General features: G+C 66.8%; 22 protein-coding genes. 4 read left to right on the top strand and 18 right to left on the bottom strand.

From position 1 onward, the window contains the following. Positions 1-50 precede the first annotated feature (50 nt). Genes EKM57_RS03615 through EKM57_RS03605 form a run of 3 tightly spaced genes read right to left on the bottom strand, consistent with a single transcriptional unit; the run spans position 51 to position 3,700 of the window. Positions 51-1,403 carry a dihydrolipoamide acetyltransferase family protein gene (locus EKM57_RS03615; RefSeq protein ID WP_129791122.1) on the bottom strand — a complete coding sequence of 451 codons (1,353 nt, stop codon included), beginning with the start codon at positions 1,401-1,403 and terminating at the stop codon, positions 51-53. A 6-nt stretch (positions 1,404-1,409) separates the two neighbouring features. Further along, positions 1,410-2,414, bottom strand: a complete 1,005-nt coding sequence (locus tag EKM57_RS03610; RefSeq protein ID WP_129791434.1) for an alpha-ketoacid dehydrogenase subunit beta — start codon at positions 2,412-2,414, stop codon at positions 1,410-1,412. 5 nt (positions 2,415-2,419) lie between these two features. Continuing rightward, positions 2,420-3,700, bottom strand: coding sequence for a 3-methyl-2-oxobutanoate dehydrogenase (2-methylpropanoyl-transferring) subunit alpha (locus EKM57_RS03605; protein WP_129791121.1), 1,281 nt, complete (start codon positions 3,698-3,700; stop codon positions 2,420-2,422). A 117-nt stretch (positions 3,701-3,817) separates the two neighbouring features. Here EKM57_RS03605 and EKM57_RS03600 point away from each other — a divergent pair, with 117 nt between their 5' ends. Beyond that, positions 3,818-4,336, top strand: coding sequence for a phosphoglycerate mutase family protein (locus EKM57_RS03600; protein ID WP_129791120.1), 519 nt, complete (start codon positions 3,818-3,820; stop codon positions 4,334-4,336). Positions 4,337-4,489: 153 nt separating this feature from the next. Here the strand turns inward: EKM57_RS03600 and EKM57_RS03595 are convergent, their stop codons facing one another. The 15 genes from EKM57_RS03595 to glmM form a co-directional block, all read right to left on the bottom strand. Beyond that, positions 4,490-4,723, bottom strand: coding sequence for a hypothetical protein (locus tag EKM57_RS03595; RefSeq protein WP_129791119.1), 234 nt, complete (start codon positions 4,721-4,723; stop codon positions 4,490-4,492). 234 nt (positions 4,724-4,957) lie between these two features. Then, on the bottom strand, positions 4,958-5,296 hold the full coding sequence (locus EKM57_RS03590) for a PspC domain-containing protein (protein WP_129791118.1): 339 nt from the start codon (positions 5,294-5,296) through the stop codon (positions 4,958-4,960). Continuing rightward, positions 5,293-5,592, bottom strand: a complete 300-nt coding sequence (locus tag EKM57_RS03585; protein WP_129791117.1) for a hypothetical protein — start codon at positions 5,590-5,592, stop codon at positions 5,293-5,295. Before EKM57_RS03585 ends, EKM57_RS03590 begins: the two co-directional genes overlap by 4 nt. Continuing rightward, on the bottom strand, positions 5,589-6,254 hold the full coding sequence (locus EKM57_RS03580; protein ID WP_129791116.1) for a PspA/IM30 family protein: 666 nt from the start codon (positions 6,252-6,254) through the stop codon (positions 5,589-5,591). Before EKM57_RS03580 ends, EKM57_RS03585 begins: the two co-directional genes overlap by 4 nt. A gap of 77 nt (positions 6,255-6,331) precedes the next feature. Next, positions 6,332-6,496: a hypothetical protein gene (locus EKM57_RS21760; protein WP_165357163.1), complete on the bottom strand. Its 165-nt coding sequence runs from the start codon at positions 6,494-6,496 to the stop codon at positions 6,332-6,334. Between the two features lie 172 nt (positions 6,497-6,668). Further along, positions 6,669-6,902, bottom strand: a complete 234-nt coding sequence (locus EKM57_RS03575) for a hypothetical protein (RefSeq protein ID WP_129791115.1) — start codon at positions 6,900-6,902, stop codon at positions 6,669-6,671. A gap of 70 nt (positions 6,903-6,972) precedes the next feature. Next, entirely contained in the window at positions 6,973-7,272 is a 300-nt protein-coding gene (locus tag EKM57_RS22395; protein ID WP_243450868.1) for a hypothetical protein, read from the bottom strand. A gap of 121 nt (positions 7,273-7,393) precedes the next feature. After that, positions 7,394-8,392, bottom strand: a complete 999-nt coding sequence (locus EKM57_RS03565; protein WP_129791114.1) for a DUF2891 domain-containing protein — start codon at positions 8,390-8,392, stop codon at positions 7,394-7,396. Between the two features lie 55 nt (positions 8,393-8,447). Next, positions 8,448-9,398, bottom strand: coding sequence for a DUF979 domain-containing protein (locus EKM57_RS03560; protein ID WP_129791113.1), 951 nt, complete (start codon positions 9,396-9,398; stop codon positions 8,448-8,450). Then, a complete protein-coding gene (locus EKM57_RS03555) occupies positions 9,395-10,069 on the bottom strand; it encodes a DUF969 domain-containing protein (RefSeq protein ID WP_129791433.1) in 675 nt (224 codons plus the stop codon). The genes EKM57_RS03560 and EKM57_RS03555 overlap by 4 nt, the downstream gene beginning before the upstream one ends. Positions 10,070-10,289: 220 nt before the next feature. Continuing rightward, positions 10,290-11,426 (bottom strand): site-specific DNA-methyltransferase, encoded by a 1,137-nt coding sequence (locus tag EKM57_RS03550; protein ID WP_129791112.1) that lies wholly within the window; start codon positions 11,424-11,426, stop codon positions 10,290-10,292. Between the two features lie 232 nt (positions 11,427-11,658). Further along, positions 11,659-12,294 carry a ribonuclease HII gene (locus EKM57_RS03545; RefSeq protein WP_129791111.1) on the bottom strand — a complete coding sequence of 212 codons (636 nt, stop codon included), beginning with the start codon at positions 12,292-12,294 and terminating at the stop codon, positions 11,659-11,661. Between the two features lie 55 nt (positions 12,295-12,349). Beyond that, positions 12,350-13,168: a bifunctional hydroxymethylpyrimidine kinase/phosphomethylpyrimidine kinase gene (gene thiD / locus EKM57_RS03540; RefSeq protein ID WP_129791110.1), complete on the bottom strand. Its 819-nt coding sequence runs from the start codon at positions 13,166-13,168 to the stop codon at positions 12,350-12,352. Further along, entirely contained in the window at positions 13,165-13,416 is a 252-nt protein-coding gene (locus EKM57_RS03535) for a DUF1272 domain-containing protein (protein WP_129791109.1), read from the bottom strand. Before EKM57_RS03535 ends, thiD begins: the two co-directional genes overlap by 4 nt. 16 nt (positions 13,417-13,432) lie before the next feature. Then, on the bottom strand, positions 13,433-14,767 hold the full coding sequence (glmM, locus tag EKM57_RS03530; protein ID WP_129791108.1) for a phosphoglucosamine mutase: 1,335 nt from the start codon (positions 14,765-14,767) through the stop codon (positions 13,433-13,435). 122 nt (positions 14,768-14,889) lie between these two features. Between glmM and EKM57_RS03525 the strand changes: the two genes are divergently transcribed. The 3 genes from EKM57_RS03525 to EKM57_RS03515 all read left to right on the top strand — a co-directional run bounded on the left by EKM57_RS03525 (position 14,890) and on the right by EKM57_RS03515 (position 18,157). Beyond that, complete coding sequence (locus EKM57_RS03525; protein WP_129791107.1) at positions 14,890-16,161, top strand: dicarboxylate/amino acid:cation symporter; 1,272 nt, start codon at positions 14,890-14,892, stop codon at positions 16,159-16,161. A gap of 100 nt (positions 16,162-16,261) precedes the next feature. Next, positions 16,262-16,669 (top strand): DUF4383 domain-containing protein, encoded by a 408-nt coding sequence (locus tag EKM57_RS03520; protein ID WP_129791106.1) that lies wholly within the window; start codon positions 16,262-16,264, stop codon positions 16,667-16,669. 204 nt (positions 16,670-16,873) lie between these two features. Next, positions 16,874-18,157: a L,D-transpeptidase family protein gene (locus EKM57_RS03515; RefSeq protein WP_129791105.1), complete on the top strand. Its 1,284-nt coding sequence runs from the start codon at positions 16,874-16,876 to the stop codon at positions 18,155-18,157. Positions 18,158-18,218 lie beyond the last annotated feature (61 nt).

The raw sequence follows: 18,218 nt of genomic DNA, 5'->3' as shown, positions 1-18,218 counted from the left end.
GGCAAGATCACGCCACTTCCGGCCGCCTTCCCTCAGCGCGAGGCGTCGGGTCAGCGCATCGACAGCAGCCGCAGCGGATTCTCCAGCAGCTTCTTCAGATCCTGGATGAAGCTGGCCGCGTCCCAGCCGTCGACGACGCGGTGGTCGCAGGACAAAGAGAGGTTCATCATCTTGCGGATCTCGAGTTCGCCGTCGACGACGACCGGCATCTCCTTGACCTTGTTCACGGCGATGATCGCGACTTCGGGCCGATTGATGACGGGCGTGGAAACGATGCCGCCCATCGGGCCCAGGCTGCTGATCGTGATCGTCGACCCGCTCAATTCGTCTCGGGTCGCCTTGCCGGTGCGGGTCGCCTCGGCGAGCCGGAGGATCTCGCGGGCGAGGTTCCAAACGTCGCGCCCTTCGGCATTGCGGATGACGGGAACGGCGAGCCCGTGCTCGGTCTGGGTCGCCATGCCCATGTGGACCGCGCCCGAGCGATGGATGACTCCGGCATCGTCGTCGAAGGTGGCATTGATCTGCGGATAATCGACCAGCACCCGGCACATCCCGCTGATCAGGAAGGGCAGCATGGTGAGCTTGGGATTGTCGCCCTTGTCCATGTTCATCATCGCGCGGGTCTGCTCGAGCGCGGTGACGTCGACCTCGTCGACATAGGTGAAATGCGGAATACGCCGCTTCGCTTCCTGGAGGTTCTCGGCGATTCGCCGGCGCAGGCCGACGACCTTGACGTCCTCGTCCATGCGACGCGGCGCCGGCCCGCGCGCGACGGCGCCGCCCTGGTAGAGAAGAAAAGCGTCGAGATCCGCGTGGCGGATCCGGTCGCCGGAATATTTGACCTGGGCCAGATCGATGCCGAGATCGCGCGCCCGCTGCCGCACCGCAGGCGAAGCGAGTATCTTGGGTGCCTGCGCCGCGGCGGCCTGCGCGCGCTCCGCGGCAGGCGGCGCTCCCGCCTCCGCCGGCGCTTCCCGGGCACGCCATTCGCCGACGCGTCGATCCTCGCCTCCGCGGTCCTCCGTACGGCGATCCTCCTCGGCGGCGCGCCGGTCCTCGCTCGACCGTCGCTCGACCGGCTGGACGTCCTCGGTGGGGATCATCTCCTCGGCGACATCGCTCATGCCGTCGGCCAGCGGGGCTTCTTCTGCCTCGACCTCGCCTTCGGTCTCGAACACCACCAGTACGCTCCCGATAGGGATCTGGTCGCCGACGTTCCCCGCGACCTGGACCACCTTGCCGGCGACCGGGGATTCCATCTCGACCGTCGCCTTGTCGGTCATCATGTCGGCGATCTGCTGGTCCTCGGCGACCATGTCGCCGACCTTGACGTGCCAGGCGACGATCTCGGCCTCGGCAATGCCCTCGCCGATGTCGGGCAGCTTGAATTCATAGCGCGCCATGGCGGGTCAGTCCTCCAGTGCCTTCCTGAATGCAGTTCCGAGCCGGATCGGCCCGGGGAAATAGGCCCATTCCAGCGAATGCGGATAGGGCGTGTCCCATCCGGCGGCCCGCTGCACCGGCGCCTCGAGATGGTAGAAGCAGCGTTCCTGGACGAGCGCGCTCAGCTCGGCGCCGAAGCCGGCCGTCCGCGTCGCCTCGTGGACGACCACGCACCGGCCAGTCTTCTTCACCGATTCCTCGATCGTCTCGATATCGACCGGAACGATCGTGCGAAGGTCGACCACCTCGGCGTCGATGCCGTTCGCCTCGGCCGTGGCGATCGCGACGTGGACCATCGTTCCGTAGGCGAGCACGGTGAGCTCGCTCCCTTCGCGGGCGATCGCCGCCTTGCCGATCGGCACGGTGTAATGCCCCTCCGGCACGTCGGCCATGGCGTGCTGCGCCCAAGGCGTCACAGGCCGGTCGAAGAAGCCGTCGAACGGACCATTATAGATTCGCTTCGGCTCGAAGAAGACGACCGGATCGTCATCCTCTATCGCCGAGATGAGCAGGCCCTTGGCATCATAGGGGTTGGACGGGATCACCGTCTTCATGCCGGCAATGTGGGCAAACAAGGCCTCGGGCGACTGGCTGTGGGTCTGGCCGCCGAAGATACCGCCGCCATAAGGCGAGCGGATCACCATCGGCACATACCATTCGCCGGCGGTGCGGTAGCGGATCCGCGCCGCCTCCGACACGATCTGGTCGAAGCCGGGATAGATGTAGTCGGCGAACTGGATCTCGGCGACCGGCCTGAGACCGTAGACCGCCATGCCGATCGCGACACCCATGATGCCGCCTTCGGAGATCGGCGCGTCGAACACGCGCGAGCGGCCATACTTCTTCTGCAGTCCAGCGGTGACGCGGAAGACTCCGCCGAAATAGCCGACATCCTCCCCCATCACGACGACGTTGTCGTCGCGCTCCATCATCACGTCATGGGCGGAATTGAGCGCCTCGATCATGTTCATCGCGGTCATTTGCGCTTCGCCTCCAGCTCCGCGACCATCTGCGCCTGCTGCTCCTTCAAATGCCAAGGCATCGTCTTGTAGACGTCCTCGAACATCGAAGTGACGTCCTGCGGAAAGTCGATCGTCGAGGCGACCAGCACGCCCTGCTTCTCCGCTTCCTTCTGCGCGGCGCGAACCTCCTTGCTCAGATCTTCCTGGAGCGCGTCATGGCGGGCATCGTCCCATTCGCCGAGATTGACCAGGTGGCGCTTCAACCGCTCGATGGGATCCCCCAGCGGCCATTTGTCGCCGGCACCCTGCGGCCGGTAGGCGGACGGGTCGTCGCTCGTCGAGTGGCCTTCCTTGCGATAGGTGAAGAGCTCGATCAGAGTAGGGCCGAGGTTCGAGCGGGCCCGGTCCGCTGCCCACAGGGTCGCGGAATAGACGGCGAGCGGATCGTTGCCGTCGACGCGAAGCCCGGCGATGCCATAACCGACCGCGCGCGCCGCGAAGGTCGTGTTCTCGCCCCCGGCAATGCCGGCAAAGGAGGAGATCGCCCACTGGTTGTTGACCAGGTTCAGGATCACCGGGGCGCGGTAGACGCCGGCGAAGGTCATCGCGCTGTGGAAGTCGCCCTCGGCGCTCGACCCCTCGCCGATCCAGGCCGAAGCAATCCGGCTGTCGCCCTTGATCGCCGAGGCCATCGCCCAGCCCACGGCCTGAGGATATTGAGTGGCGAGGTTGCCCGAGATGGTGAAGAAGCCGCGCGCACGGTCCGAATACATGATCGGAAGCTGCCGCCCCTTGAGCTTGTCGCCGCGGTTCGAATAGACTTGGCACATCATGTCGACGAGCGGATAGTCCCGCGCCACCAGCAGGCCCTGCTGACGGTAGGTCGGAAAGCACATATCCTCGCGGTCGAGCGCATGGGCGGCACCCACCGCCACCGCCTCCTCGCCGGTCGACTTCATGTAGAAGCTGGTCTTGCCCTGGCGCTGGGCGCGGTACATTCGATCATCGAAGGTGCGCACCATCATCATGTCGCGCAGGATCCGGCGAAGCGTTTCCGGATCCAGCCGCGGATCCCAGGGCCCGACGGCGTTGGAGTCGTCGTCGAGAACCCGGACCAACGTGAAGCAGAGCGGGTGCGTCTCGGCCGGCGCCGCAGCGACGTCCGGGCGGGGCACGCTGCCGGCCGCGGGAATCTCGATGCGGCTGAAGTCGGGCTCGTCGCCGGGCCGCGCATCGGGCTCGGGAACGTGGAGGGAGAGCGCCGGCCGGTTGCGGCGCTCGGACTTGTCGGCCATTCTCGAACCTGTGGTGTTTGCGGTACGCGGCCGCGTTAGTCGATTTTTCGGGGCTGTGCACCCCCATTGCCAGACGTCGTCCGGCAGACGAGGAAGCGGGAAAGGGGAGGATCATCCATGTCGTTCGGCCGCCTGCTCGCTCCAGCCCTGTTGGCTCTTGGCGCCGCCTGCGCCACGCCGGCCGCCGCGCCGCCGGGCGAGCTGCCCATCTATCATGTCGTGCGACACCTACACACGCCCGAGGGCGAGCGCGACCCGGATCTGACCGCGGAGGGACACAGGCAGGCCGTGTTGCTGGCGGATCGGCTGGCCGAGGCCCCGCCGGCCGTCATCTATGTCAGCACCTACAAGCGCACGGTCCAGACCGCGGCGCCAACCGCGGCACGGCTTGACCTTATTCCGATCGTCTACGATCCGCGCGACACGCCAGCCCTGGTGGCGCGGGTGCGGGCAGGGCCGACCCCTGCCCTCGTCGTCGGACACAGCAACACCGTGCCGGACATCATCGAGCAGCTCGGCGGCACGCGGCCGGAGCCGCTGGTGCATGAGGATTTCGGGGACCTTTGGTCGATCCGCTCGGATGGGACGACCGAGCGGTCGCGGATCGACGGCGAGGCGGCGGGCGCAAGAGATTGAGCATAGTGTCGACGGAGGGCGTTCCCGGCGCGGAATAGGGATGCCGCAATAGTCGTGCTGTTCCTTCGAAATGCCGGTTGGACAAGCTCACCGCTCATCACGGTGACCCGGTGAGTGAAGGGCGGGATGCGCCGTCAGGCGTCACCCCGGCCCTCAAGGGTCGATGCAGGCGGCGATCGATTCGAGCTTGCGGACCCGTTCCTTCAGGTCGGCAATCTCGATGCGGTCCATTGCCGAGCTGCGCGGCTCCTGCCGGCCCTGCCCGGTCAGCTCGAGCCTCTTCACCTCGAGCCAGCCCTGCCATCCCTTGAGCGCAGCCAGCGTCGGTATGCCGAGCGCCAGCAATCCGAAGCTCGACAAGGTGATCGTCATCATCGCTTCGTTCATCTCTTCCTCCTTCATTCCCGCTGCGCCTGGACGCAGTCTTCCAATTCCCTCGGACGTTCGGGGCGTCGGCCCCTGTTCGGGGCCCGGGCCGGCAGGGTGCCGGACGGCGGGAGTCGCTCCCGCTCGTTCCCAAGACGTTGCGGGCGGCGGAGATCAGCAACGTCCCGCAGGCAATCCCAGGATGAACACCGATCCCCACTCCAACTTCCTCCTTCCCCTCGCGCCCCACGCCACTCAACGCAGATCCTCGATCTCGCGGGCGAGGCGGCTGTTCGCGCTGGTCGCACAGGTCTCGACCGCCCGCATCCGCAGGTCGAGGTTGCGCATCCGCTCCCTCGTCTCCTCGCGTCCGGCGAAACGAACAGGGTCCGTGTCCGCCCGGCGGCGGCGATGCCCGATCAAGGCGGCGGCGCCATAAGCGACGACCGTCCAGGGAAATGCGCCCATCAACGTGATCAGCACCAGGCCGACGCGGATGATCGTGACGTCTATGCCCGTATGGTTGGCGAGGCCGGCACAGACGCCCAGCAGCTTCCCCTCGGCACGATCCAGCTCAAATCTTCGCGTCCTCATTTCGTCCTCCTCGTCTCGGGGCGATCGCCGCCCGTGAGCATCCTGTCCTCTTCCCTCGCTTCGACGGCGACGGCGCGTTCCAGAACCTCGAGCCGCTGCTCCATCCGGTCGAGCAGCCGCATCATCTCTTCGGCGTCGAGCCCGTCGGGCTCGGCAGGCCGGACCCGCTCCCGGCGCGGCGGCCGAACCATCACCCAGACGATCAGGCCGATCACCAGCATCGCGACGATGCTGCCGATCCAGGCCGCAATCTCGATCGCGTTCATCACGTCGACGCCGTCGATCTGGAGGGTCATGCCGCCTCCTTCATCGCCGCCTTCATGGCGGCGAGCTCAGCGTCGACCCGTTCGGCAACCTTCAACTCGGCAATCTCCTCCTCGAGCGACTTGGGCGCGGCCAAGGCGAGCGCCTCCGCATGGCCTTCGGCGAGGTCCGCCTGGCGTTCGAGCAGCTCGAACTGGGAGAAGGCCTCCTCGACCCGCTCCCCGGCATACATTTCGCGCATCCGCACGCGGTTCTGCGCGCCCTCGAGCCGGGCCGCGATAGCGGTCTGGCGAGCGCGGGCCTCGCGCAGCTTCGCCTGTAGCTTGGCGATATCGACCTCGGACGCCCGCAACTCGGCATCTATGGCCGCAATCTCGGCGCGCAAGTCCTCGGCGAGGCCGGAGAGCTTCTCCTTCTCGACCAGGGCGGCGCGGGCAAGATCGTCACGGCCTTTGCTCAGGGCGAGCTCGGCGCGCTCGGTCCAGCTGCCTTGAAGACCGGCGAGCTGGGCGACCTGGCGCCTCTTCTCCTTCTGGTCGGCGATCAGGCGCGCCGCCGAGGCGCGAACCTCGACCAGCGTCTCTTCCATTTCGAGGATGACGACGCGGATCGTCCTCGCCGGATCGTCCGACCGGTTGACCAGGTCGATGACGTTGGCGGCGATGATGTCGCGGGTCCTGGAAAAGATGCTCATGGCGGCTCCGGTGGGGGGTGAAGGGCTGGAAGCGGCGGCCGGGAGACGTCGAGGTCAGGCCCTGCCGCCGCGGCGGGTCAGGCCCGGACGGCGTGGTCCGACGCGGGGATCTGGGCCACCTGGGTGTAGGTGGCCGGGGCCTTGCCGGCGGTGGTGGCGGGGCCGACCGCGGCGCCGACGAAGGCGGTGGAGATGACGATCGCGCCGACAGCTGCGGTGACGATGTTGGTGATGTTGGCCATTGTGTCGCTCCCTTTTGAAACCTTGTGACTTAAGATGCCCACAAGGTAACAAGAGGCGTGCCAACTCGAATTTTTCGCAGAATTCCGCGGATTTCCAGCCCAGTCGGTCTATTGGCGGATGGCGTGCTCGCGCCGCCAATTGGCAATTCTCACCACTAATTGGGAGCGTTTGTCAGCGCGGTTCGGGCTTGGTCCCGGACGCGGGCGCGTTGGCGTTCTTTCCGACCTTCTTCCGGCCCAGCCGGCCCGAACCGTGATATTCCATTTCGGACTGGCCGCCATGGCCCTGAAAGCCATCCGCCGGCTCGCCTGACTTGCCGTCGTGCGGATTGGGATAGGGGCCGCCGCCCGATTGGCCGCCGCCGCGCACGCCGGTCTCGCGCTCCGCCTTCGCCTTGTCGGTCATGCTGGGCTCCTGCTGCTTCGCCTGCATCAACCGGCGGACAGGGGAAGCCGTTCCCGCAAATGCTCGTCGGTTACGATTCAGTCGAACCGAAGGGGACCTTCCTCATCGACCCCTCGCCGGCGGCCGGCCGCTCGAGGTCGCTCTTGCGTCGGCGCTCGCCATTGTCCTTGCGAGTCATGTCGAGCAGCTTCGCGCCCGCCATGAAGACGACGCCGGTGCAGGCGGCGAAGAGAAGCCATCCGCCGACGCCGGGGTATCGCTCGAGATAGTGGAAGCCCCGATCCACAGAGCCGAGCGCGAGGGCGTAGATCACCGCGATCGCTTCCCACCGGGTCTTGATGACGAACAGTCTGCCGAGCCGCTTGAGCATGATTCGAAAGGCAGCAAGAAGCGGGCCAGCAACGCAAATGCGCGGCTCTCAAGGTTAATGCGGTAAGGATTTGTAAACCATACCGACAGCGGCGTGCCGTGCGACGGCAGAATGTCGCCGATCAGGCGGGTGGCTCGAGCGCGAGCAGGGCGAAGGTGGCGAGCCAATGCTCGCCCATATAGTCGCCGGCGACGTGCGGAAGACTGGCATCGAGATGCTCGTCGGCGGTGCGGTGGGCGAGTTCGGCGCGTTCCGGATCGAGCGCGGCGGCGATGCCGCGCCAGCACCAGGCGCGGCTGAGATTGACGCCGTCGAGATGGGCTATCTTGCCGTCCGAGCGATCCGAAACGAAAGCCGGCCGGAACAGGCTGCGCGGTTCTCCGGCGGCGATGTCCGGCAGGAAATCGTCGAACCAGAGGCGGAAGTCCTCCGCCGGCAAGGTGCGGCGCATCAGCAGCGCTTCGGTAAGCGCCGGCGAGAGGAAATCATCGCCGCCGGGCTCCCAGCCGGGACAGCCGCGATCCTCGCCATAATAATGGCGCGCCCGGGCAGGAATCAGCTCGGCAAGGCCGGGGTCGTTCGCCTCGGCCCAGTCGAGCGCCAGAATCATCGCGAAGGCGCTGTTATAGTGGGTGCCGGTGCGGATCGGATAGGTGAGGCGCGGCAGATGGGCCTTGAACCGATCGGCGAAGGCGCGGGCGAGCGGCTCCAGATTCTCCGCCCAGTGCGATTCCGGATGGCGCTGGGCCTCACGGTGCAGGGCGAGCAGCCACGCCCAGCCATAAGGCCGCTCGAACCCGCCCGTATAAGCTCGGTCGAGATAAGCGAGTTCGCCGGCGACCCGCACCTCCGTGAGCATGCCGTCGAGCAAGGCGGCGACCCGCGGCGCCACGGCGAGATCCGGCACCAGCCGGCGCGTGCGCAGCAGCAGCCAATAGCCATGCACGCAGCTATGCCAGTCGAAGCTGCCGAAGAAGATCGGGTGAAGCGCGCGCGGCCCGAGCGCATCCTCCGGCCCCTCCATCACATGATCGAGCTTGTGCGGATATTCCCGGGTGACATGGCCAAGTGCGATCTCGGCAAAGCGGTTGGCGGTTTCGGCGGTGAGGTGGTGGCGCATGGCTATGTCCTACCGGGTCGGTACAGGTTGAGGGAGCGGCGATCGGCTCCGAAGATCAAAAGGCGAGCATGTAGATCAGCAGGATGTTGGCCGCGAGCAGGGGCAGAGCGGTGCCGACCTGGGCCTTGATCACGCCGTTGCGGTCCTTGAGCTCGAGCAGGGCGGCGGGCACGATGTTGAAGTTGGCGGCCATGGGAGTCATCAGCGTCCCGCAGAAGCCGGCCAGCATGCCGATCGCGCCGACCACGGCAGGGTTGCCGCCATAGCCGGAGATCAGCAGCGGTACGCCGATCGCGGCGGCCATCACCGGAAAGGCCGCGAAGGCGTTGCCCATGATCATCGTGAACAGCGCCATGCCCAGCCCGAACACCAGAACGGTCAGGAAGATGCTCCCTTCCGGAATCACCGCCTGGACTGCGCCGCCGATAATGTCGCCGACTCCCGCCGCGGCGAAGACGACTCCCAGAGCGGCGAGCATCTGCGGCAGCACGGCCGCCCAGCCGATCGCGTCGATCAGGCGGCGCCCTTCCTGCAGCGGCGCCACCGCCGGGGGCCGAAGCCAGGCAAAGATGGCGGCGAGCGCGAGCAGGGCGCCGAGGCAGAGGAAGATATAGGTTTCGCGCCGTTCCTCGATCCAGCCGAAAGCGCCGAGCGGGGTATAATTGTAAGCGAGCGTTCCGATCAGCGCCGTTGCGGGGATGATCAGGGCAGGAAGGAACAGTCGGTTGCCCAGGCGCGCCGACCAGGCCCTGCGCTCGTCCTCGCTGCTGGTGGGTGGATTGCCGCGGCCGATGAGCCCGAAGCCGGCCAGGCCGACAAGGCCGAGCACCAGCAGCCCGTTCACGAAATCGCCCAGCTGGCCGCCGGCGAGCAGGCTCAAGGCCATCAGGCCCCAGAAGGCGGCATTGCCGAACCGCTTGCGGTTGGAGCGGTCGAGCGCGCTCAGCAGAGCAAAGGCCGCGAACATCGCGCCAGCGAGGGTGTAGGCCCAATGCAGCGTGATCATCGGTGTCGCCTTCCCAGGGACCTGTCGAGCAGCAGCAGACGGGTACCATGGATCAGGAAGGCAATGATTGCGGTCGGGATCGCCCAGATTGCGAGCTCGAGCGGCGCGAGCTGATAGCCGTAAGGCGCGAGAGTCTGCTGGATCAGAATGATCGAGCCGATGGCGATGAAGATGTCCTCGCCGAAGAACAGGCCGACATTGTCGGTGGCGGCAGAATAGCTCTTCACCTCTTCCGACGCTTCCTCCTCGAGTTCGCCATGCTGCTGCTCGGCCGCGGCCAGCGCCATCGGCGCGACCAGCGGCCTCACCGTCTGGGGGTGGCCGGCGATCGACGTGAGGCCGAGGGCGGCCGTCACCTGCCGGAAGAGCAGGTAGACGATCAGCAGTCGGCCCACCGTCGCCGCCCGGATCCGGGTCACCACCGCTGCGGCGCGCTGCTGCAATCCGTAGCGCTCGAGCAGCCCGACCACGGGAAGCACGATCCACACGATGGCGATGATCCGATTGTCGTTGAATGCCTTGCCGAAGGCAGAGATCACCTCGGCTAGGCCCATGCCGCCGAGCAGCCCGGTAGAGAGCGCCGCAACGGTGACGACGAGCATCGGATTGAACCGAAGCAGGAAACCGGCGACGACGATCAGTATGCCCGCAAGCGGGAGATATTGCTGCATCATCCCCCCGTCGCGATCGGCCGTGCAGTCATCGCCTCGGTCCGCGCCGCCGCTCGAGTTGCGGCCCCGAGAGCGCCGGCCAACTTCCCAACCCGCCGCTCATCCGGCGCGTCTCATACCCAGCGGCGCCGGAGCTGTCGATTCAACGGGAAACGGGCTTCATCGTCGGCGAGGAGGTCGGTCGCGAGAGCATGATCCGACCGGAACGGATCATGCTCGATCATGCTCCGACCAGGTTCGCCAGATAGCGTTGCCGCAGCGCGTCCAGCGGAAGCAGGGTCCCGGCCTCCTCGAAATGCCAGAAGGTCCAGCCATTGCAGGAGGGCGCCCCCTGCACGACCGCGCCGATCCTGTGGATCGAACCCTGCTCCCCGCCGAGGTCGAGCGAGGCGTCGGCGAGCACGCGGGCCTGCCAGCGGCGCTTCGAATCGGTGACCAGCGCGCCGGGCGCGATCAGGCCGCTCTCGACGATCGAGCCGAACGGCACCTTGGGCTGCGCCCGCGGCGAGGCCATCGTCTTCATCGCGCTTTCGTCGAGCGGCAAAGTCGAATCGATCCGCTGCCGTGCCACCTTGATGTAGCGCGTCTCGCGCTCGATCCCGATCCAGTGGCGGCCCAGCCGCCGTGCCACGGCGCCGGTCGTGCCGGTGCCGAAGAAGGGATCGAGCACGACGTCGCCCGGACGCGTGCAGGCGAGCAGGACGCGATAAAGCAGAGCTTCGGGCTTCTGGGTCGGATGAGCCTTGATGCCGTCGGACTTGACCCGCTCGCCACCCGCGCAAATCGGGAGGGTCCAATCCGAGCGCATCTGCAGATCGTCGTTGAGGGCCTTCATCGCCCGGTAGTTGAAGGTGTAGCGGCTCTCCTCGCTGCGCGACGCCCAGATCAGGGTCTCGTGCGCGTTGGTGAAGCGGGTGCCGCGAAAGTTCGGCATCGGGTTCGACTTGCGCCAGATGATGTCGTTGAGGATCCAGTAACCCGCATCCTGCAGCGCCGCGCCCACCCGGTAGATGTTGTGATAGCTGCCGATCACCCAAAGGGTGCCGTTCGGCTTGAGGATCCGGCGCGCCTCCCTGAGCCAGGCACGGGTGAAGGAGTCGTAATCGGCGAAGGTAGCGAACTTGTCCCAATCGTCGTCGACGGCGTCGACCCGGCTTCCCTCCGGCCGGAACAGGTCGCCGCCGAGCTGGAGATTGTAAGGAGGATCGGCGAAGACCATGTCGACGCAGGCGTCGGGCAACCGGGCCATGGCCGCCACGCAATCTTCCTGGATGATCTCGCCGAGGGGCAGGTTCGGCGCTGCCGGCTTCGCCTTTGCCGGCCTCACGACCGTCCCGACACGCCCCATCACACTCATTCACCGCCCCCTTCGTATCGACCTTCCGGCACGGCAGCGTCGTGCCGTCCCTGCTCGAGACCATGCTGAGTCACGCGGACTCCCCGGTCAAGAACAGACGCTTGGCCAAAGCGCTTGAGATTGCGTCTCGCGCGTGGGGAACGAAAGGAGCCCCCGCTACATATTGTGTCGGAGCCGGAAGTTCAGACTCAATCTGAAGTAGGTGTGGCCGGAAAGACTCAGCAATTCCGATTCAGGCAGGCACGGCGGCCAGAACCGGCTGCGGCTCCAGTTCCAGCATATATTGCCGCACCGGGGCAAAGCTGCGGCGGTGGAGCGGCGTCGGTCCCAGCGCAGCGAGCGCCCGGATATGTTCGGGCGTGCCGTAGCCCTTGTTGGTCTCCCAGCCATAGCCGGGATGCTCGCGCGCATATTCGGCCATGATTCGGTCGCGGGTCACCTTGGCGACGATCGAGGCCGCGGCGATCGACCGGCATTTGGCGTCGCCCGCGACGATCGCGACCGATGGCCGGTCCCAGCGCGGACAGCGATTGCCGTCGACCAGCACCATCGCCGGCTCGATCCCAAGCGAATCGACGGCGCGCTGCATCGCCAGCATGCGGGCCCAGAAGATGTTCAGCCGATCGATTTCCTCGACCGAAGCGATGCCCACGCCGACCGCGGCGATCTGCCTGAGCCGCGTATAGAGGGCCTCGCGAACCGGCGCCGGCAGCGCCTTCGAATCGTCGATACCGCGGGGAAAGCGGTTCCGGTCGAGGATCACGGCCGCTGCCACGACCGGGCCGGCAAGCGGCGCGCAGCCCGCCTCGTCGACCCCTGCCAGCGGTTCGGGATGATCCTTCTCGAGCTTGAAGCAGGGACGCGCCATTGCCCGAAAGCCTATTCGGCGCGCCGGCTCGCGGCCAGGAAAAGCTGAAACTTCCTCATATTTTCCTGTGGATATGTTCGAAGGGGACGGTCCCGAGCGCATGTCCCATCGGCCCATGGCCTGCACCCAGCCCCGGCGGCGCGCGGAGCGCCGCCTGTAGATAATCGCGGGCTCGCGAGATCGAATCTTCGAGGTCCAATCCCTGGGCAAGACCGCAGGCAATTCCGCTCGCCAGGGTGCAGCCGGTACCGTGGCTGTGGCGGGTCTCGAGCCGCGGCGAAGTCCAGCGGCACAGCGCGCCGTCCGGCCGCGCCAACACGTCGACGACGGGATCGCCGGCGAGATGACCGCCTTTGGCGAGCACGGCCCTGCCGGTCGTTCCGGCCATGATAAGCGCGGCCCCCTCCAGCTCGTCGAGCGTGCCAATCGACCGGCCGGTGAGCCTTTCCAGCTCCGGAAGGTTGGGCGTGGTCAGTTCCGCGATCCGCGCCAGCCGGCCGAGCGCGGCGATCGTCGCGGCATCGGCCAGAGCCGACCCGCTCGACGCGATCATCACCGGATCGAACACGACCGGCACGCCGGACAGAGCGGAGAGGCGGCCGGCGAGCTTTTCGGCCGTGTCGGCCGAGCCGATCATGCCGATCTTCACCACATCGGCACCGAGATCGGCAACGACCATGTCGAACTGCTTCAGCACCATTTCCGCAGGGATCGTCAGAACGGCCTCGACACCGAGCGTGTCCTGCGCGGTGATCGCGGTGATCGCGGTCATCGCGAATCCGCCGAGCATGGTGACCGTCTTGATGTCGGCCTGGATTCCCGCGCCGCCGCCGGAATCGGAGCCGGCGACGATCAGCACGCGGCCCGGGATCATTCCGGTCCGCCCGGAGCCTCGCCCGAAGGACCCTTGCGGACTGCCGAAGCCGGATATTTGTCGAGCAGGTGGCGCGGCCGGATCGGCCGGAGTTCGAAATTGCCGCCGCAATTGGGACAGACGCCGCCGAGCGGGCCTTCGACGCAGCCGGCGCAGAAGGTGCATTCGAAGGTGCAGATGCGCGCATCGGCGCTGTCCGGCGGCAGATCCCTGCCGCAGCGCTCGCAATCGGGTCTCAGCTCGAGCATCGGGGATTCTCCAGCATCAGGCCGCCTTCACGGCGGCACAGATCGTGTCGATCACCTCGTCCACGAGACTTTCGTCCTCGCCTTCGGCCATCACCCGGATCAGCGGCTCGGTTCCCGACTTACGGATCACCAGGCGGCCCCGACCGGCCAGCCGCGCCTCGGCGTCGGCAATGGCCGCCTGGACGGCGGCATTGCCGAGCGGCGCGCCACCTTCGAAGCGAACATTTTCCAGCCGCTGCGGCAGGGGGTCGAACAGGTTCAACAGCTCGCTTGCCCGCTCGCCGCTGCGCACCAGGCAGGCGAGGACCTGCAGGGCCGCCACCAGCCCGTCGCCGGTCCGCGCATGATCGGTGAGGATGATGTGGCCGGACTGCTCCCCGCCGACATTATAGCCCTTGGTTCGCATCGTCTCGAGAACGTAGCGGTCGCCCACCTTGGTGCGCTCGAGCGACAGCCCCTCCCCTTCGAGAAATCGTTCGAGGCCCAGGTTCGACATGACGGTGGCGACGATTCCACCGCCCTTCAGCTGCCCGCGCCGGTGCCACGAGGAAGCGATAAGCGCCATCAACTGGTCGCCATCCACCTCTTCGCCTTTCTCGTCGACGACGATCAACCGGTCCGCGTCTCCGTCCAGCGCCAGGCCGAGATCGGCGCCGCTCTCGACTACCGTGCGGCGCAGCAGCGCGGTGTCGGTCGAGCCGCACTGGTCGTTGATGTTGACGCCGTTGGGCGAGACGCCGATCGCCTCCACCTCAGCGCCCAACTCCCAAAGAGCCGAAGGAGCCACCTGGTAGGCGGCGCCGTTGGCGCAATCGATCACGATCCGAAGGCCGGACAAGGTGAGTTCCGGCGGGAAGGTCAGCTTGGCGGCATGGATGTATCGGCCACGCGCATCCTCGATCTTCTTCGATCGACCGATCTCGGCCGCCGGCACCAGTCGCGGCGCCTTTTCGAGCAGTGCCTCGATCGCCGCCTCGTCCTCGTCGGACAGCTTGAAACCGTCCGGCCCGAACAGCTTGATGCCATTGTCGACGAACTTGTTATGGCTGGCCGAGATCATCACGCCGAGGTCCGCGCGCATCGAATGGGTCAGCAACGCCACCGCCGGAGTCGGCACCGGGCCGACCATGACCACGTCCATGCCGACGCTGGTAAAGCCGGCGATCAGCGCGGTTTCCATCATATAGCCCGACAGCCGGGTGTCCTTGCCGATCACTACCCGGTGGCGGTGGTCGCCGCGCAGGAAGTGCGCGCCGGCCGCCTGGCCGATCCGAAGCGCCATCTCGGCCGTCATCGGCATCGTGTTGGTCAGGCCTCGAATGCCGTCCGTGCCGAAGAACTTACGCGTCATACTCTCGTCCGCCCCTTTTGGGATCCAATCCAAGGGCCTGATAGCGCGTGGTAGGCCGGGGTGAAAGCCGACCCGGCGGCGGGATGCTTTCGCAGAGGCGCCGAGCCCGGTAAGGACTGCGCATGGCGCAACCGACCCGCATCCTGCTCGCCCTCGTCCTCGGCCTGTTGCTCGGCATCGTCAGTCCCGGGCTCGGCCCGAACTGGGTGGCCGGGGCTACGGCCATCGCCGAACCGATCGGCGGCATGTGGCTGAACGCGCTGAGAATGACGATCGTGCCGCTTGTCGTCTCCTTGCTGGTGACCGGGATCGCGGCCTCGGCGGAGGCGGCGCGGGCCGGAAAGCTGGCGACCCGCGCTTTGGTCCTGTTCGTCACCTTGCTGTGGATCTCGGCCCTAACCGCAGCGCTGCTGACCCCGCTCTTCCTCGAGATGTTCCCGCTTCCGGCAGATTCGATCGCTGCCCTGCGAGCGGCCCTGAGCGTGAGCGCGCCGGTAGGAGAAGTGCCCGGATTTGCCGACTTCCTGACCTCGATCGTGCCGGCCAACCCGGTCGCCGCGGCGGCCGAGGAGGCGATCCTGCCGTTGATGCTGTTCACTCTGGTCTTCGCCTTCGCCCTTACCCGTCTGCCGACCGAGCCGCGCGAGCTGCTGGTCGGCTTCTTCAGGGCGGTCGCCGACACGATGCTGGTGGTGATCGGCTGGGTACTTTGGATCGGACCGATCGGCGTTTTTGCGCTGGCTTATGTCGTTGGCGCTCGCGCCGGCGGCGAGGCGTTCGGCGCCTTGCTCCATTATGTCCTGATCGTCTCGGCCGTCGGCGTGGTCGTCTGGCTCGCATCGTGGCCGGTCGCCTGGATCGGTGCGGGCATTTCACCCGTCCGATTCACTCGTGCGATCGCGCCGAGCCAGGCAGTGGCGCTCAGCACCCAATCCTCGCTGGCCTCGCTGCCGGCGATGCTCCGCGCTGCAGCGAAGCTCGACATTCCCGTCGCCGCTTCGGGCGTGCTGCTGCCGATGGCCGTCGCCGTGTTCAGGATGACCGGGCCGGCGATGAACCTCGCGGTCGCGATATACATCGCCTACTGGTTCGGAACGGAATTGACTCCGGGCGTGCTCGCGATCGGTATCGCCGCGGCGGCGACCACCACCATGGGCGCAGCAGGAATTCCAGGCCAGGCCAGCTTCGTCACGTCGATCGCGCCAATCTGCATGGCGATGGGCGTGCCGATCGAGCCCCTCGCTTTGCTCATCGCTGTCGAGACCCTGCCGGATCTCGTGCGAACGCTCGGAAATGTCAGCATGGACGTCGCCGCCACCGGGACCGTCTCCCATCGCAGCGGCTACACCGAAGCTGAAACCGAGGAGGACCGGCTGCTGGAGCAGGGCGCCTGAGATATCGCCCTGAAATCACTTCCGGAAAGCCGGCGCATGCCGTATTTTCCAGTCTCCTGAAGGCGTGTGCGTAGAAAACAGCCAAACTAGGAGAGGCGGAATGAACACTCGCACCTTTGCGTTGATTTTCGGAATCGTCTTCCTCGTCGTCGGGGTGGCCGGCTTCATACCCGGGCTCGTCCAGCCGCTACATGAAGGGCATCCCGAAGTGATGGGCAATGGCAGACTGTTGCTCGGTCTGTTCCCGATCAACGAGCTCCACAACGCCGTGCACATCCTGTTCGGGATCTGGGGGCTGGCGGCTTCGCGTTCGACCGGCGGCGCCGTCCTCTATGCACGTAGCGTCGCGATCATCTACGCGCTGCTGATGGTCGCCGGCTTCATCCCGACACTGAACACCCTGTTCGGACTGGTGCCGCTCTATCAGAACGACATCTGGCTCCACGCGCTGCTCGCGCTCGTCGCCGCCTATTTCGGCTGGGTGCATCGCAACCCGGTCGCGGTCTGACCCGGCCCTCGGGAGGGTGCCGTCGCGCCCGACGCGGCAGCACCTTCCCCGGCCGGCGGGACGCTGAGGCCCCTACTTTTCGCGTGCCGGCGGAAACGGCATCAATAACAGCGCGTTACATTGCGAGGATCGTGCGACGGAATATAGCGTCGCGGACGATCATGCTCTAGCGCGAAGCCGCCCGGTCTCGTAGGAGAAGAGGTCATGAACCGATATTTCCGACCCGCCGCGCTTGCCCTTCTGCTTGCTTCGCCCACCATGCCGGGGGCGATCCAGACGGCTGCCTTCGCCCAGTCCGAGCCACGGACCGAGGCGCCGGCTACGCCGACGCCCACCATGCCCGTGCTGACGCCCCGCTCCCCGGTGGCGCCACCGATGGCGCATGTCTGGCAGCCGCGTGCCGCCGAAGCGTTGCTCGAATATGTCGAGGGAATCGGAAAGGAAGGGCTCGACCCGGCCGCCTATCAGCCCGAGCGGATCCGCACCGCTCTGGCGCAGGGCGACCCCGGCGCCCTCACCTCCGTCGCCAACCAGATCTTCCTGCGCCTGTCGGCAGACCTCAGCGGCGGGTATGTCCGCGGCGACGGCCGCGTCGACTGGCACATGCCGGACAGCGCGCTGGACGGAAACCGTCAGCAGCTCCTGCTCTCGCAGGCCTCGCAAGGCGACGTGGCCCGGCTGCTCGATTCGCTGCTTCCGACCCATCCGCAATATACCGGACTCAGGGAGGCGTTGGCCCGGACGCCCGAAAGCGACGAGGCCCGCCGCCACCTCATACGTGCGAACATGGAGCGCTGGCGCTGGATGCCGCGGAACCTCGGGCCGCGCCACGTCATCGTCAACGTCCCGGCCTTCACCGCTGCAATCGTCGAGGACGGCCGGGTGATCGCGCGCCACCGGACCGTCGTCGGCGCCCGGCGCACGCCGACGCCGCAGCTCATGGCCAATGCCGTGGCGGTGACCTTCAATCCATGGTGGAACGTACCGCAGAGCATCGTGCGCGAAATGGGCGGAAGCTTCGGCGGCTACCAGGTGCGGCGCGGCGACGACGGCAAGGTCTATGTGCGACAGCCGCCCGGCCCTCGCAACGCCCTTGGGCGGCTGAAGATCGAGATGCCCAACGATCACGCCATCTTCCTGCACGACACGCCGGCCCAGAACCTGTTCGCGCGTCCGGTTCGGGCGTTCAGCCATGGCTGCATCCGCACCCAGAACGTCCGTGATTTCGCGGCATTGCTGCTCGGCCCGACCGGTCAGTGGGACCGGGCGGAAATCGACGAGACGATCGCGACCGGCGAGACGACCCGCGCCGACTTCGTCGAGCCGGTGCCGGTCTATATCGCCTATTTCACCGCGGCCGCCACGACCGACGGGGACATCGTCACCTACGCCGATATATACGGCCGGGATGCGCCGGTCCGGCAGGCGCTGAACAGCGCGACGACCGGCGGCGTGCAGACCGCCGCCTCGGAAGAGGCCGCCCCCTAGGAAGGGCGACTCCGCCTTCATCGAAGAACGGCGCCGCTTGGCCGAATAGGCCGCCGCATCC

Source organism: Sphingosinicella sp. CPCC 101087 (genome assembly GCF_004151485.1).
In the GTDB taxonomy this organism is placed as follows: Bacteria; Pseudomonadota; Alphaproteobacteria; order Sphingomonadales; family Sphingomonadaceae; genus Allosphingosinicella.
The sequence above is the reverse complement of the archived record's forward strand: the minus strand, read 5'-3'. Positions and strand labels throughout refer to the sequence as shown.

Excerpts from the sequence above, each read along its gene's own strand:
- EKM57_RS03615 (WP_129791122.1), bottom strand. The coding sequence starts at position 1,403 with ATGGCGCGCTATGAATTCAAGCTGCCCGACATCGGCGAGGGCATTGCC.
- EKM57_RS03610 (WP_129791434.1), bottom strand. The coding sequence starts at position 2,414 with ATGAACATGATCGAGGCGCTCAATTCCGCCCATGACGTGATGATGGAG.
- EKM57_RS03605 (WP_129791121.1), bottom strand. The coding sequence starts at position 3,700 with ATGGCCGACAAGTCCGAGCGCCGCAACCGGCCGGCGCTCTCCCTCCAC.
- EKM57_RS03600 (WP_129791120.1), top strand. The coding sequence starts at position 3,818 with ATGTCGTTCGGCCGCCTGCTCGCTCCAGCCCTGTTGGCTCTTGGCGCC.
- EKM57_RS03595 (WP_129791119.1), bottom strand. The coding sequence starts at position 4,723 with ATGAACGAAGCGATGATGACGATCACCTTGTCGAGCTTCGGATTGCTG.
- EKM57_RS03590 (WP_129791118.1), bottom strand. The coding sequence starts at position 5,296 with ATGAGGACGCGAAGATTTGAGCTGGATCGTGCCGAGGGGAAGCTGCTG.
- EKM57_RS03585 (WP_129791117.1), bottom strand. The coding sequence starts at position 5,592 with ATGACCCTCCAGATCGACGGCGTCGACGTGATGAACGCGATCGAGATT.
- EKM57_RS03580 (WP_129791116.1), bottom strand. The coding sequence starts at position 6,254 with ATGAGCATCTTTTCCAGGACCCGCGACATCATCGCCGCCAACGTCATC.
- EKM57_RS21760 (WP_165357163.1), bottom strand. The coding sequence starts at position 6,496 with ATGGCCAACATCACCAACATCGTCACCGCAGCTGTCGGCGCGATCGTC.
- EKM57_RS03575 (WP_129791115.1), bottom strand. The coding sequence starts at position 6,902 with ATGACCGACAAGGCGAAGGCGGAGCGCGAGACCGGCGTGCGCGGCGGC.
- EKM57_RS22395 (WP_243450868.1), bottom strand. The coding sequence starts at position 7,272 with ATGCTCAAGCGGCTCGGCAGACTGTTCGTCATCAAGACCCGGTGGGAA.
- EKM57_RS03565 (WP_129791114.1), bottom strand. The coding sequence starts at position 8,392 with ATGCGCCACCACCTCACCGCCGAAACCGCCAACCGCTTTGCCGAGATC.
- EKM57_RS03560 (WP_129791113.1), bottom strand. The coding sequence starts at position 9,398 with ATGATCACGCTGCATTGGGCCTACACCCTCGCTGGCGCGATGTTCGCG.
- EKM57_RS03555 (WP_129791433.1), bottom strand. The coding sequence starts at position 10,069 with ATGCAGCAATATCTCCCGCTTGCGGGCATACTGATCGTCGTCGCCGGT.
- EKM57_RS03550 (WP_129791112.1), bottom strand. The coding sequence starts at position 11,426 with ATGAGTGTGATGGGGCGTGTCGGGACGGTCGTGAGGCCGGCAAAGGCG.
- EKM57_RS03545 (WP_129791111.1), bottom strand. The coding sequence starts at position 12,294 with ATGGCGCGTCCCTGCTTCAAGCTCGAGAAGGATCATCCCGAACCGCTG.
- thiD (WP_129791110.1), bottom strand. The coding sequence starts at position 13,168 with ATGATCCCGGGCCGCGTGCTGATCGTCGCCGGCTCCGATTCCGGCGGC.
- EKM57_RS03535 (WP_129791109.1), bottom strand. The coding sequence starts at position 13,416 with ATGCTCGAGCTGAGACCCGATTGCGAGCGCTGCGGCAGGGATCTGCCG.
- glmM (WP_129791108.1), bottom strand. The coding sequence starts at position 14,767 with ATGACGCGTAAGTTCTTCGGCACGGACGGCATTCGAGGCCTGACCAAC.
- EKM57_RS03525 (WP_129791107.1), top strand. The coding sequence starts at position 14,890 with ATGGCGCAACCGACCCGCATCCTGCTCGCCCTCGTCCTCGGCCTGTTG.
- EKM57_RS03520 (WP_129791106.1), top strand. The coding sequence starts at position 16,262 with ATGAACACTCGCACCTTTGCGTTGATTTTCGGAATCGTCTTCCTCGTC.
- EKM57_RS03515 (WP_129791105.1), top strand. The coding sequence starts at position 16,874 with ATGAACCGATATTTCCGACCCGCCGCGCTTGCCCTTCTGCTTGCTTCG.